The organism is Zunongwangia sp. L-65, assembly GCF_056859415.1.
The window spans coordinates 1-14,127 of the sequence record NZ_JBSXOK010000053.1 but is presented as its reverse complement, the minus strand read 5'-3'; the positions used below and the strand labels follow the sequence as shown (position 1 = coordinate 14,127).

The 14,127-nt window shown below is 35.2% G+C and carries 15 protein-coding genes and 1 pseudogene; 8 read left to right on the top strand and 8 right to left on the bottom strand.

Annotation, left to right across the window (positions count from 1 at the left end):
- Complete coding sequence (gene nadC / locus AC13DP_RS07920; RefSeq protein ID WP_228250193.1) at window positions 1–858, bottom strand: carboxylating nicotinate-nucleotide diphosphorylase; 858 nt, start codon at window positions 856–858, stop codon at window positions 1–3.
- Between the two features lie 51 nt (window positions 859–909).
- On the opposite strand from nadC, the gene rlmH reads away from it, so the two are divergent.
- From rlmH to AC13DP_RS07900, 4 genes are all read left to right on the top strand, one after another.
- Window positions 910–1,383 (top strand): 23S rRNA (pseudouridine(1915)-N(3))-methyltransferase RlmH, encoded by a 474-nt coding sequence (gene rlmH, locus AC13DP_RS07915; protein WP_013071541.1) that lies wholly within the window; start codon window positions 910–912, stop codon window positions 1,381–1,383.
- A gap of 5 nt (window positions 1,384–1,388) precedes the next feature.
- Window positions 1,389–1,961 (top strand): non-canonical purine NTP diphosphatase, encoded by a 573-nt coding sequence (locus tag AC13DP_RS07910; RefSeq protein ID WP_228250192.1) that lies wholly within the window; start codon window positions 1,389–1,391, stop codon window positions 1,959–1,961.
- A 72-nt stretch (window positions 1,962–2,033) separates the two neighbouring features.
- Entirely contained in the window at window positions 2,034–3,830 is a 1,797-nt protein-coding gene (locus tag AC13DP_RS07905) for a DEAD/DEAH box helicase (protein ID WP_272957631.1), read from the top strand.
- Between the two features lie 65 nt (window positions 3,831–3,895).
- Window positions 3,896–4,660, top strand: a complete 765-nt coding sequence (locus tag AC13DP_RS07900) for a carboxypeptidase-like regulatory domain-containing protein (RefSeq protein WP_041578829.1) — start codon at window positions 3,896–3,898, stop codon at window positions 4,658–4,660.
- Here the strand turns inward: AC13DP_RS07900 and AC13DP_RS07895 are convergent.
- Together AC13DP_RS07895 and AC13DP_RS07890 are read right to left on the bottom strand one after the other, a co-directional pair.
- Window positions 4,657–5,196, bottom strand: coding sequence for an SRPBCC family protein (locus tag AC13DP_RS07895; RefSeq protein ID WP_272957630.1), 540 nt, complete (start codon window positions 5,194–5,196; stop codon window positions 4,657–4,659). The two genes, AC13DP_RS07900 and AC13DP_RS07895, sit on opposite strands and share 4 nt — an antisense overlap.
- A gap of 32 nt (window positions 5,197–5,228) precedes the next feature.
- The gene (locus AC13DP_RS07890) at window positions 5,229–5,882 is read right to left on the bottom strand and encodes a TrmH family RNA methyltransferase (protein ID WP_013071536.1); all 654 of its coding nucleotides are present in this window, start codon (window positions 5,880–5,882) and stop codon (window positions 5,229–5,231) included.
- A 199-nt stretch (window positions 5,883–6,081) separates the two neighbouring features.
- Here AC13DP_RS07890 and AC13DP_RS07885 point away from each other — a divergent pair, with 199 nt between their 5' ends.
- The 4 genes from AC13DP_RS07885 (at window position 6,082) to AC13DP_RS07870 (ending at window position 9,577) form a co-directional block, all read left to right on the top strand.
- A complete protein-coding gene (locus AC13DP_RS07885; protein ID WP_013071534.1) occupies window positions 6,082–6,771 on the top strand; it encodes an SIR2 family NAD-dependent protein deacylase in 690 nt (229 codons plus the stop codon).
- The gene (locus AC13DP_RS07880; protein ID WP_272957629.1) at window positions 6,768–7,301 is read left to right on the top strand and encodes a hypothetical protein; all 534 of its coding nucleotides are present in this window, start codon (window positions 6,768–6,770) and stop codon (window positions 7,299–7,301) included. Before AC13DP_RS07885 ends, AC13DP_RS07880 begins: the two co-directional genes overlap by 4 nt.
- 58 nt (window positions 7,302–7,359) lie before the next feature.
- Window positions 7,360–8,697, top strand: coding sequence for an adenylosuccinate lyase (gene purB, locus AC13DP_RS07875; RefSeq protein ID WP_228250188.1), 1,338 nt, complete (start codon window positions 7,360–7,362; stop codon window positions 8,695–8,697).
- Window positions 8,698–8,848: 151 nt separating this feature from the next.
- Window positions 8,849–9,577 (top strand): Bax inhibitor-1/YccA family protein, encoded by a 729-nt coding sequence (locus AC13DP_RS07870; protein ID WP_013071531.1) that lies wholly within the window; start codon window positions 8,849–8,851, stop codon window positions 9,575–9,577.
- Between the two features lie 66 nt (window positions 9,578–9,643).
- Here AC13DP_RS07870 and rfbD read toward each other — a convergent pair whose 3' ends face one another.
- The 5 genes and pseudogenes from rfbD to AC13DP_RS07845 form a co-directional block, all read right to left on the bottom strand.
- Window positions 9,644–10,501, bottom strand: a complete 858-nt coding sequence (gene rfbD / locus AC13DP_RS07865; protein WP_228250187.1) for a dTDP-4-dehydrorhamnose reductase — start codon at window positions 10,499–10,501, stop codon at window positions 9,644–9,646.
- 1 nt (window position 10,502) lies between these two features.
- Window positions 10,503–11,066 (bottom strand): dTDP-4-dehydrorhamnose 3,5-epimerase, encoded by a 564-nt coding sequence (rfbC, locus tag AC13DP_RS07860; protein WP_228250186.1) that lies wholly within the window; start codon window positions 11,064–11,066, stop codon window positions 10,503–10,505.
- Window positions 11,067–11,924, bottom strand: coding sequence for a glucose-1-phosphate thymidylyltransferase RfbA (gene rfbA, locus AC13DP_RS07855; RefSeq protein WP_013071528.1), 858 nt, complete (start codon window positions 11,922–11,924; stop codon window positions 11,067–11,069). It lies immediately after the preceding gene.
- 39 nt (window positions 11,925–11,963) lie between these two features.
- Window positions 11,964–12,989 (bottom strand): dTDP-glucose 4,6-dehydratase, encoded by a 1,026-nt coding sequence (rfbB, locus tag AC13DP_RS07850; RefSeq protein WP_228250184.1) that lies wholly within the window; start codon window positions 12,987–12,989, stop codon window positions 11,964–11,966.
- A gap of 369 nt (window positions 12,990–13,358) precedes the next feature.
- Window positions 13,359–14,127, bottom strand: a pseudogene (locus AC13DP_RS07845) (hypothetical protein); the annotation flags it as partial.

The window sequence follows — 14,127 nt, the reverse complement described above, 5'->3', positions numbered from 1 at the left end:
TTACATAGCTTTTAAGCTAAGATCCATATTATAAACCGAGTGTGTTAGTGCTCCGCTAGAAATATAATCCACTCCACATTCGGCATATTTACGGGCCGTTTCTAAAGTTATTCCGCCACTAGATTCGGTGAAACATTGATTCCCAATAAATTCGACTGCCTTTTTAGTATCCGCATAATTAAAATTATCGATCAATATTCGGTAGACTCCGCCTTCTTCTAAAATTTCCTTTATCTCCTGCATATTCCTGGCTTCTACTATAATTTTAAGGTCAAGGCTGTTGGTTTTCAGGTACTGTTTTGTTTTTTGAACCGCTTTGGCCACACCCCCGGCAAAATCGATATGATTATCCTTAAGCATAATCATATCATAAAGGGCAAAACGATGATTCTCCCCTCCACCAATTTTTACGGCCCACTTCTCTAAAGCACGAATTCCCGGAGTGGTTTTGCGGGTGTCCAGAATTTTGGTTTCGGTTCCCTCAAGTTTATCCACAAACTCTTTGGTTTTGGTAGCGATAGCACTCATTCGTTGCATAGCATTAAGCACTAGTCGTTCAGCTTTTAAAATAGATTGGGAAGCTCCATCAACATAAAAAGCAATATCACCTTTCTTTACCTTTTCACCATCTTTAATTTTTATATCCAGTCTCACTTCTGGATCTACATAATTAAAAACCCTTTTCGCAAATTCTACGCCGGCCAGGATCCCATTGTCCTTTACTAAAAGTTTTGCTTTTCCTTTCGCTTCAACAGGAATACAGGCTAAAGAACTGTGATCACCATCACCTACATCCTCTCTTATCGCGTTGACTATGATTAATTCAATTTCTTTTTCAAATTGTGCTGCTGAGATCATTTGCAATACTTATTTTTGTAAATGTAGGAAAGTCTGCGCTAAATATACCGAATGACGATAAAATTACTCTGCATAGGAAAAACCGACAGCAAGGAATTACAAAAGCTAATTGAGGTCTATCTAAAACGACTTCAGTTCTATACAAAGTTTGAAATAGATGTAATTCCAGATTTAAAAAAGGCCAGAAATCTAGACGAAAATCAGCAAAAAACGAAAGAAGGCGAATTGATTCTCAATAAAACACAAACATCAGATTTTGTGGTATTATTAGACGAAAACGGCAAACAATTTTCTTCGGAAGCTTTTTCAGAATATCTTCAGAAAAGAATGAATAGCGGACTTAAACAGCTTATTTTTGTAATCGGCGGACCTTACGGATTTTCGGAAGCAGTTTATCAGCGAGCCGATGGTAAAATATCATTATCTAAAATGACGTTCTCCCATCAAATGGTACGTCTTTTTATAACCGAACAAATTTATCGCGGCTTTACCATTTTAAAAAATGAACCTTATCACCACAGATAATTTATATGGAATTAGTATTTGCTACTCACAACAGTAATAAATTTAAAGAAATTGAAGCCATGCTTCCAGATCACATCAGCTTATTATCCCTGGATGATATTGGCTGTACAGAAGATATCGCTGAAACCGCAGATACCATTGATGGTAATGCAATTTTAAAAGCTGAATATGTGCGGCATCGTTATGGTTATAATTGTTTTGCAGATGACACCGGTCTTGAAGTAGATGCACTTGCTGGTGCACCGGGAGTATACTCTGCAAGATACGCCGGCGATCAAAAGGATGATAAGGCCAATGTTGCAAAACTGTTAGAACAACTAAAGGACAAAGAAAGTAGAAAGGCACATTTTAAGACCGTGATCGCGTTAAATTTAAAAAACAACGAAAATCTGTTTACAGGAATTTGCGAAGGTAAAATCATCGAGGAACGACGAGGTGAAAAAGGCTTTGGTTACGATCCTGTATTCGTGCCTAATGGCTATGATCGCACTTTTGCCGAAATGGAAATGAAGGAAAAAGCAGAAATTAGCCATCGTGGCAAAGCTTTTAAAGCGCTAATAGACTATCTTTCAAAATAAAACACGAATAAAAAAGATAAATGTGATTAGCTGTAAACTAATACGTACATTTGCAGCTTATTAAATTTTATAATGAATAAATTCCAAGAATTAGGTTTAAATTCCTCGATCTTAAAAGCAATTGAAGACATGGGCTTTGAAAGCCCTAGTGAAGTACAGGAAAAAACCATCCCCATTTTATTAGACGAAGAGACCGATATGGTTGCCTTAGCCCAGACCGGGACAGGAAAGACGGCAGCTTTTGGTTTCCCTTTGATTCAGAAAATAGACCCGAAATCAAAGCACACACAGGCATTAATCTTATCTCCTACCAGAGAATTATGCCTGCAAATTACAAACGAACTTAAGAATTACTCTAAATATGAGCCTTCATTACATCCGGTAGCGGTTTATGGTGGGGCAAGTATTACCGATCAGGCTAAGCAAATAGAACGCGGTGCCCAGATTATCGTTGCTACTCCTGGTAGGATGCAGGATATGATAAGACGTAAACTTACTGATATTTCAAAAATCGAATATTGCGTTTTAGATGAAGCAGACGAAATGCTGAACATGGGATTTTATGAAGATATTACAGCTATCCTATCCCATACGCCTAAAGAAAAAAACACCTGGTTATTTTCAGCAACAATGCCAAAAGAGGTTGCTACAATCGCTAAAAAATTTATGCGCAACCCCGTTGAAGTTACCGTAGGTAGCAAAAATATGGGAGCTACTAATGTTTCGCATGAGTTTTATTTGGTAAATGCTCGCGATCGCTATGCTGCTTTAAAAAGGCTTGCCGATGCGAATCCCGATATTTTCTCGGTGATTTTTTGCCGAACTAAAAGAGACACACAAAAAGTTGCAGAGCGCTTAATCGAAGATGGTTACTCTGCAGCAGCATTGCACGGAGATTTAAGTCAGAATCAACGTGATTTGGTTATGAAATCTTTTAGAACACGCCAAATCCAAATGTTAGTAGCTACAGATGTTGCTGCCAGAGGAATTGATGTAGACGATATCACCCATGTAATTAACTATCAGCTTCCAGACGAGGTCGAAACCTATACCCACCGTAGCGGTCGTACAGGTCGTGCAGGTAAGTTGGGAACCTCAATGGTGATCGTTTCTAAAAGTGAACTTAGAAAAATAAAAAGTATCGAACGTATCATCAAACAATCTTTTGATGAAAAGCAATTACCTGATGGTAAAGATATTTGTAAAGTTCAGCTTTTACACCTGGCTAACGATATTAAAGATACAGAGATCAATCATGATATTGAAGAATATCTACCTAATATCAATAAAGTGCTCGAAGATTTTACCAAAGAAGAATTGATCAAAAAATTCTTTTCGGTAGAATTTACAAGATTTTCAAATTACTATAAAAAAGCCAGCGATCTTTCACCAGTAAGTGGAGGTGCTAATGTAGATCTTGATCCTAACTCTACCCGTTATTTTATGAACGTGGGGAAAAAAGACGGATTTGACTGGATGAGCCTTAAAGACTTTCTTAAAGATGCCTTGCAATTAGATAAAGATGGTGTTTTTAAAGTTGATGTAAAAGACAGTTTCTCTTTCTTTAATACAGAGAATTCTGAAACCGATAAAGTACTTAATGCCTTTAACGATTTTGAATACCAGGGAAGAAAAATTAATGTAGAGGTGACCAAAAACTCCAACAGTGGTGGAGGAAAAGGAGGACGCCGAAGAAAAAGCCGTAGAGATGACGGTTTTGGAAAAAGCGATTCCAAATCTGGTAACAAAGGAAGATCACGTTTTAGAGATGATAAAGACGGTGGTTTTAAAGGCAAAAAAGGAAAACGTTCTGGCAGCCGTGGAAAAAATATAGAAAGTTCTATTAAAAGAAGAAAATCTAAAAAGTAAGACAGGTTTATCCCTATTTTGGCATCATTTTTTATAATGATTTTCCTATTTTAGGCGTCTATTCTATGAAGCAGTTAGTTACTTTTATATTTTCAGTGTTTTTCGTTTGTCAAATAACAAACGCTCAGGACGTTATATCGGGCACCGTAATGAATGCGGCCAACGATGTGGCTCTAGAGAATGTTCATATCGTTAATTTGAACCAGGTAAAGGGTAGTACTTCTGAAGAAGATGGGTCTTTCGAGATTCAGGCTACAGCAAATGATACCCTATACTTTACTTATTTAGGTTTTAAATCCATTAAAGTAAGAGTAACGAACGACTGGCTTAAATACGGCAACGTAAAAGTAAAAATGACTGAAGTGGGTATTGCTTTAGAAGAGGTTACCGTAAGTGATGTAAAACTGACGGGGTATCTTGAAATCGACGCGAAAAATATTCCTATTTACGAAAATAAAAGATATAGCATCTCCGGCCTTAATATTGGTTATGAGGCCGGAGGTTCTTCTCCCAGTGCATTCAATAAAGTAATTGGCTCTATTTTTAATCCAGCCGATGCGCTTAATAATCTTTTTAGCCGAAGAGAACGGCAAATGCGCAAACTTAGACAAATGAAGGAGGACGAAAGTATTCGCGATCTTTTAGGATCTAAATACAACCGGGAAACCTTAACTGCGATGCTGCAATTAAGTAAATCTGAAATTGAAGAAGTGCTTAGCCGTTGTAATTACTCTGAAGATTTTGTAAAAACAGCTACAGATCTTCAAATTCTTGATGCTATAAGTGGTTGTTGGGAAGAATATAAATTACTGCAACGTAATAAGAATTAAGCGTTTTGTTGATCTTCCAGATGCTCTTTTAGGTTTTGTAAACTCTTATCAAAATCATTCCCAAATTTATTTTCCATACTGTAAAAGATAGAAATTACGGAATAAGGAAACGGTAAATATCCTCTCACCCCAAATACAACTTTAGTTCGTTCTGGCTGTATTTCCTTTGAAGCAAAATATGTTAATGCCACTGCCTCTACAGGTTTAACTAACAGCAATTTGGTTTCAAACACATGACCAGGTTTTACTTTTATAATCTTTTGGGTGCCCTCTCCAATATTTTTTCTCCCTTTCCAATATACCATAGCCCCTTCTTTACCGTCTATTCCCTTGAACTTAAGCTTAACCGGTTTAGAGTCCTTTAGTTTAGCTATCCATTTTGGCTGATTTTTAAGTTGCCTTACAAAACTATAGATGTCTGCTTTAGATTGATTAATAACAATGGTCCGGCTAACATCATAATCCTTTTTAGACCATGCGTGAAGAAAGGCTATAAACGTAATTACCGCAATAATCACGTAGAAGAAAAGCGTCATTTGTATATTTTACTTTTTAATAAAATTAACAATTATTTTGAATAAAAGTGAGAAATAAGCTCAGTACTATTTTTCAGATTGTTTTTAAGCCATTCAAACTTCAAAGCTTCTTTCTCCTGTTCATTCAGTTGCCACTTAACATCATCCTTTCTCATCTTTTCAGCCAGGCTTTGGAGTATAATTGCTGCAGAAACAGAAATATTTAAACTTTCTGTAAAGCCATACATAGGAATTTTTAACGTGCAATCCGCTTCATCTATAATTTCCTGAGATAATCCATAGCGCTCTGTACCAAAAAATAAAGCTGATTTCTTGGTAATATCAAAATCACCTAAATGTAAGGAGTCATCATGCGGACTTGTGGCCACAATTTGATAGCCCATCTCCCTTACATGGGATATACACTCTTTCGCCGAAGCATGCCGATTTACAGACACCCATTTTTGAGCACCCATGGCTATCTCCCGGTCTATTCTTTTGGGAAATTTTTCTTCTATTACATGTATATTTTGTATTCCAAAAACATCACAACTTCGTATTACTGCGCTGGTATTATGGAGCTGATAAACATCTTGAGTAGCTACAGTGATGTGGTTGGTGCGTTGATCGATCACTTTTTTGATAAGTGATTTTCGACGGTCGGTAAGAAAATCTTCTAAATAAGAAATTAAAGCAGGGTCATTCATATATTATCAAAAATATAAAAATGAAATTATTAAACTGGTATAACATACGATAAAAGCCCGTTTAGTCAGAAATAATCATTAGGGGCTATAAATAGACTTTTTCCAAAAGAGAACTGATGTTGTCGAAAAACGTATTGATTTTTATTGAATATCAGGTTTATTTTTTTAAAATAAGTATCTTTTTTCCAAACTTCATTCTATGAAAAATCTTGTTGTGCTTACAGGAGCAGGAATTAGTGCAGAAAGCGGTATAAAAACGTTTCGGGATGCCGATGGATTATGGGAAGGCCATGATGTTATGCAAGTCGCCTCTCCCATGGGATGGGAGAAAAATCAGGAATTGGTACTCGATTTTTATAACAAACGCAGAAAGCAGCTACTGAGTGTTCATCCCAACCCTGCACATCGTGTTCTAGCCGAATTAGAAAGCGACTTTGATGTCGCTATTATTACCCAAAATATTGATGATCTTCACGAACGCGCCGGGAGTACGCAAGTATTACATCTACACGGTGAACTTTTAAAAGTACGCAGTACTTTTGATGAAAATTTGGTGTTTGACTGGAAACATGATCTTAATATTGGAGATTTTTGCGAACATCATTATCAATTACGACCTCATGTAGTTTGGTTTGGAGAAGCCGTACCCATGATGGAAAAAGCTATCCAAAAAGTTACTGAAGCTGATATTATTGTGATTATAGGCACCTCAATGCAGGTTTATCCAGCAGCGGGACTCATCGATTTTGCTCCACAAAAAACCCCGATTTACTTTATAGACCCTAATCCCAATGTAAAACAAAATAAGTATCTTACTGTCTATGCTGAAAAGGCGGTAACTGGTGTTTCAAAATTAGCCGAAGAACTTCGTAAAAAATTTATTTCTTGAATATCGAATATCTATTAGAGACCATGACCATGCACGCTGAAAGCAGGTCTAACTTTTGCAGGCTTATCAGCGAAAATCATACTTTACCCCAATTAATACAGATCATTCAGCAATCTTCAAAATATCGACTTAAAGCTATCGTTGCGTTAGAATTTTATGCAAGGGATCATTGGAAAGAAGTTATAAGCTATTCCCAGGTAATTATTGATATATCAACCAGTATCAATTCCGAAACTGAAAAACGCTGTATTGCAAAATTATTAGAGAAAATTAGCGAATTTCAACATCTGAATTCAGACTTTATTCTGTCTAAACACACTTTAGAAAAAATAGCCTCCGTCTCATTTGGCTTTTTATTAGATGGTAGCAAAACTGCAACCAAAGTTTTTGCGATGCAAAGTCTTTTTTATGTAGGTTTTAAAATTGACTGGATATACCCCGAATTAAAGGCCTATTTAATGCAAAAATCAATAAATAGTTCTGCCGGTTTTAAATCCAGAAGTACAAAAATTTTAAAGAAATTAAGATAGCGGTTTTCCAGATGGTTTTGATGCACTATATTTACGCTTTAACTTTTAATATAAGAAAATGACACCGCTAAATGCAATTTCTCCGATAGATGGAAGATATCATTCTAAAACAAAGTCTTTATCGGCTTATTTTAGTGAAAAAGCGCTAATAAAATATCGTGTAAAGGTAGAAGTTGAATATTTTATAGCATTATGTAAACTGCCATTACCTCAATTAGAAGAGGTTGACGAAGCGATTTTTCCTGATCTTCGTGGATTGTACGAAAACTTTACGACCCAGGATGCACAGGCCATTAAAGAGATTGAAAAAACGACCAATCACGACGTCAAAGCAGTAGAATATTTTCTTAAAGAAGAGTTTGAAAAATTAGGCTTAGAAAGATCGAAAGAGTTTATACATTTTGGGCTCACCTCCCAGGATATCAATAATACCGCAGTACCGCTTTCGCTTAAAGATGCTATTGAAGACGTTTATATTCCTCAATTAGATCATATTCTAAAAAAATTAAAATCTCTTGCTAACGAATGGAAAGACGTACCTATGCTAGCCCGTACACACGGCCAGCCCGCCTCTCCTACCCGTCTTGGTAAAGAGATAGAAGTTTTCGCCATTCGTCTTAAAGAACAAAAAGAACTTTTAGATATCTGTAGTCATGCCGCCAAATTTGGTGGTGCTACCGGAAATTATAATGCGCATTTTGTAGCCTATCCCGAAATTGACTGGAAGAAATTTGGTAGCGGATTTGTAGAAAACACCCTGGGTTTAAAACATTCATTCCCTACCACACAAATAGAGCATTACGACCACATGGCGGCCTTATTTGATGCTTTAAAACGAATTAATACGATCATCCTTGATTTAGATAAAGACATTTGGAGCTATGTTTCTATGGATTATTTTAAGCAACAAATTAAAGCCGGGGAAATTGGAAGTTCTGCTATGCCACATAAGGTGAATCCTATCGATTTTGAAAACAGCGAAGGAAATTTAGGCATTGCAAACGCTATTTTTGAGCATTTGGCTGCAAAATTACCGGTAAGCCGTCTGCAACGTGACCTAACCGATAGTACGGTTTTAAGAAATATTGGGGTTCCTTTAGGACATACGCTCATTGGATTTCAGTCTACCCTAAAAGGTTTAAATAAATTATTACTGAATCAAGAAAAACTTGACGCAGATCTTGAAGCTAACTGGGCAGTAGTCGCTGAGGCAATCCAAACCATTTTAAGGCGTGAAGGTTTTAAAAATCCTTATGAAACATTAAAGGGACTAACCCGTACTAATGAAAAAATAAATAAGAACAGTATTGCTGATTTTATTGAAACATTAGAAGTGGAAGAGCATATTAAAGAGGAATTAAAGCAAATAACTCCGCAAAACTATACCGGGATATAATCTTTCTTATAAATCAAAACTTTTATTAACTATCTAAAGCTAATCAACAGAGAGGACCAAACTTTATCTCTGGTGATTTAAAATAGAGATCACTCCAATTATTTCACATTAAAAAATTATATACTTTTACACTAAACCGTAAAATTAAATTATGAACTCAAACTCTCAAATATCTGAAAACCTAAAAGACCAGGTTATTTACTCTGATGCGCAACTGAAACAGGGACAAACCGCCTATATTAATAAGGTATTTAACTGGATGTGTTTAGCGCTGCTTATCACCGGTGTCACCGCATTTTTTGCTGCTGGCAGCCAGGAATTAATGAATTTAATCTTTTCTAATAAACTCGTTTTTTACGGACTTTTAATCGGTGAAGTTTTATTAGTAGGCTATATTGGTGCTAATATTCAAAAATTATCTACGGCTACAGCTACAGCTTTATTTATTCTATATTCCGTTTTAAACGGTGTGACTTTATCCTTCATTTTATTGGTATTTACCTCGGCTTCTATTGCGACTACATTTTTTGTAACCGCCGGAACTTTTGGAGCGATGAGTGCCTATGGATATTTTACAAAAAGAGACCTTACCAGCATTGGTAATTTGTGTTTTATGGCTTTAATCGGTATTATTATTGCTTCGATAGTTAATATCTTCTTTTTTAACGAAATCCTATATTGGGTAATCACCTATGCTGGGGTATTAATCTTTGTTGGATTAACCGCCTATGATACTCAGAAAATTAAACGAATGTACAGAGCAGGGATGGAAGACTCTGATATTGGTCACAACCTTGCCCTTATGGGTGCTCTTAGGCTATATCTAGACTTTATCAATATGTTCCTTTTCCTCCTTAGAATATTTGGTGATAGGAAATAAGTTTATCCAGACTTCTATTATAAAAGTATAAAACGCTTCAACCCATAATCATTGTTGAAGCGTTTTTTATTTTACACTACTATTTCTTATAGCTTCTGACAGCGATTGCTGCCAATGTGGAATCTTGATCTGAAAGATTTTTTTAACCCTAGATTTATCTAATACACTAAATGAAGGACGCTTTGCTGCTGTAGGATACTCTTCAGAGCGTATAGGATTTAAATCACAATCCATGTTTGCCATTTTAAAAATGGCAAATGCAAAATCATACCAGCTGGCAACGCCTTCATTACTATAATGATAAACACCGTAGCTTTTAGATTCTGAAATTATGATTTTTAAAATCAATCCGGCTAAATCCATAGCATAAGTTGGAGTGCCTACCTGATCGTAAACTACCGATAATGCTTCTCTTTCCCTGCCATATTGCAGCATAGATTTTAGAAAATTATTACCGAATTCAGAATACAGCCAGGACGTTCGGATGATAAAAAACTGGGCTAAATTTTGTTGAATCCTACATTCTCCATCAAGCTTTGATTTACCGTACACTCCAAGAGGATTAGTTTTATCGGCTTCCAGATAAGGTAAAGAATTTTCTCCAGAAAAGACAAAATCTGTAGAAATATGTATGAGCGTAACCTTATATTTTTTACATAGCCTGGCCAAAAGATCAACAGCCAGGTGATTAATTAAATTGGCGGCTTCTTTATTAGATTCCGCTTTATCAACCTGGGTATACGCGGCACAATTAATACAATAATCGTAGCCTTGCCCGTTTAATTCTTGTTCTAATGCTTCAAATTTAGTAATATCTAATTCCAGAGAACTTTTAAAAGAAAAATCCAATTCATATACCTTACTTAGCTTATCAATACATCGTGCTAACTGACCTTGTCCTCCGGTAACTAAAATTTTCGCCATATTAGTTCACTTCAGAATATTCAGAAATATAATCTTTAAAACTCGGCAAAACCAAATCTTTATCTGAAATTATCAATTCATCTTTCGCCAATTGCCAGTCTATCCCAAGGTCTCTATCGTCGTAGATAATTCCTGCTTCTGAAGCTTTATGATAATAATTATCACATTTATAAAAAAACAGACATGTTTCACTTAAAACAACAAATCCGTGAGCACAACCTCTGGGTATAAAAAGTTGTTTTTTATTTTCTTCGGAAAGTAGCGTTCTGTAAACTTGTCCAAATGTCTCACTGTCTTTTCGAAGGTCTATAGCCACATCCAATACCTTACCTTTTAAAACAGAAACCAATTTAGCCTGGGCATGAATCCCCTTCTGAAGATGAAGCCCTCTTAAAACCCCTCTTTCTGAAAAAGACTGGTTATCCTGCACAAACTGAATATTTAATCCTGTTTTTTCCCGAAACCTGGCTGCATTAAAACTTTCATAGAAATAACCACGACTATCATAAATCAACTTTGGGTTGATCTCAAAACAACCGTTTATATTTGTTTCAAGTACTTCCATTTAAATGCTTTTTAATAGATTTTGACTGTATCCACTCTTAAGATATGGTGCTATCAGATCTAAAAATTGCTCTTTGCTTATATATCCCATTTTATACGCTGAAGCCTCTATAGCTCCTATTTTTAATCCCTGTCTTTCTTCGATAACCTGTACAAATTGTGATGCCTGCATCAAAGAATTAAATGTACCCGTATCTAACCATGCGGTACCGGAATCTAAAATACTAACTCTTAATTTACCTTTAGTTAAATAAGATTTATTAATATCTGTAATTTCAAGTTCTCCACGTTCGCTAGGCTTAATGTTTTTAGCAATCTTAATGACTTCATTATCATAAAAATAGATACCGGGAACCGCAAAACTTGATTTTGGATTCTTTGGTTTTTCTTCGATAGAAACTGCTTTTTGATCATCATCAAATTCTACGACACCATATCGCTGGGGATCATTTACGTGATAAGCATAAATAATCCCCCCATCAGGATCATTATTGGCCTGTAATAAATTTGCCAGTCCTGTACCATAAAAAATGTTATCCCCTAGTATTAATGCCACTTTATCCTGACCTATAAAGTCTTCACCTATAATAAAAGCTTGCGCCAAACCTTCTGGCTTTGGCTGTACTGCATATTCAAAACGACAACCATATTTTTTACCATCACCTAATAACTTTTTAAACAATGGCATATCGTGCGGGGTACTAATAATCAAAATCTCTCTTATACCAGACTCCATTAAAGTCGATAAAGGATAATAAATCATAGGTTTATCATATACAGGCATGAGCTGTTTACTTACCGATATGGTACAGGGATGTAAACGTGTTCCCGATCCTCCTGCTAAAATAATTCCTTTCATACCTTACATTTATCTGATTAGCTAAAATCTAACACGAAATTATATAATTTCGCTTTTATACTTTTTTAAATACCAGTCTACGGTGATTTCTATACCACTTTCAAAATTCTCGTCTGCTTTCCAGCCCAGCTCTTTTTCAATTTTTTTAGCATCGATGGCATATCTAAAGTCATGTCCAGCTCTATCGGTAACATACGAAATTTGGCTTGTATAACTTTCTCCTGAATTCAATGGTACCTTTTTGTCAAGTAGCTTACAAATCTTTTTAGCAATGTAAATATTGGTTCTTTCATTTTTTCCACCAATATTATAAGTATTACCGGAAACTCCTTTGTGAAAAGCCATTGCTATGCCTTTGCAATGATCTAAAACATAAAGCCAGTCCCTAATATTTTTACCATTGCCATAAATAGGAATATTTTCTCCGGCTAAAGCTTTTCTGATAATAACAGGAATCAACTTTTCATCATGTTGCTTAGGACCGTAATTATTGGAGCAATTAGTAGTCACTACATTCATTCCGTAAGTATGATGATAACTTCTTACAATAAAATCTGAAGAGGCCTTAGAAGCGCTATAAGGACTATTAGGAGCGTAAGCCGTAGTTTCCTTAAAAAGTCCTGTTTCTCCAAGTGTACCATAAACTTCATCTGTAGAAACATGATGAAATCTGGAATTTTGATACTGTTCTTTATAAATACCTGGCGAGTCCATCCAGTATTTCTTTGCCACATCCAGAAGATTAAAGGTTCCCATAATATTCGTTTGCATAAAAGCATCAGGACGTGCGATACTGTTATCTACATGAGACTCTGCAGCCAAATGAATAATATCTTTAATGTCATATTTATAAAAAAGACGCTCTATTAATGCTCTATCACAAATATTGCCCTGAATAAACCGGTATCTGGGATGATTAGCAATTTCTTTTACATTATCGGTATTGCCGGCATAGGTAAGAGCATCTAAATTGATAATAACGGAATCAGGATTATGATCAAGATAATAGATAATAAAATTTGATCCTATAAAACCTGCTCCGCCGGTAACTAGAATATTCCGCATACTTTTTTGAAAGTAATTTATATTATTGCGAATATACTCGCAATAATTTAAAAGGCAAGAAGCGACTAGTGTTTGTATTATAATAGGCCAAATAAAAAACTAAGATCTAAATAAAAGTGTTTTTTTATTCACGACAGAACCTATTAATATAAGTTTAGTCTCTATACTTACATTCTAAACAGACTATTTAATTGATTTATAAAGTGATTAATGTTTGACAAGCTTCCTGTCCAAATAATTTTTTTCGTACATCCGTGTTGGATAATCTTTCAATAATTAAAAAGGCGATTTTTATAAAAATAAAAAAAAGCTTCAATTAATAATTGAAGCTTTTTTTTATTCGTGATTATCAAATAATACATTTACTATTTAATTTGATTTTGCCAATTCAACACTAAATGAACTTCCATTAGTGATCAAATCGAAAGAATCCTTATTTCCTGAAACTTTTTTATAAAAAACATAAACTTGCTTGTACTCGCCAAGTGATGCAAATTTATTTATGGAAACAGAACCAACATTAGTATTACTATCTAAATTGATATAAGAAGTTGTCCCAGGAATAATATCTGAACTGTTCCATCCTGTTGCACAATAGATTTGGAGATCTAAAGATCCACCATTCGATTTTTCTACTGTTACATTATAATTTATTCTATATATACCTGAAATGGTTACCTGTAAATTATTGTTAGAAGTATTCACAGAGTTTTTATAACTATCTGAACCGAATGTTAATGGTTGTGCAGAATTTAAATTATTAATAGTCAATGAATTATTAGAACTACTAAAAATCTCACCAAAAATAGGATTAGAAGAACTTCCTGAAGAAATCACTTTCCAACTGGCATTACCATTAGCATCCGAAGTTAATACTTTATTAGCTCCTTGGTTTCCATCAACAATTCGTAATGAACCATTAACATGCAGCTTAGCTGTTGGGTTACTGGTACCAATACCTATTTTTGAACCGTTCCAGTTTGATGCCGCAGTATTGTTTCCTAAAACTATAGCATAGGCTGTACTGGCAGTTGATTCATAACCAATGGCCGTAGCATTTTGAGCATTTGCTTTGGCATTTGAACCTAAGGCTGTAGCATTTTGTTGGGTAGCCTCACTATTGTAACCAATCGCTGCC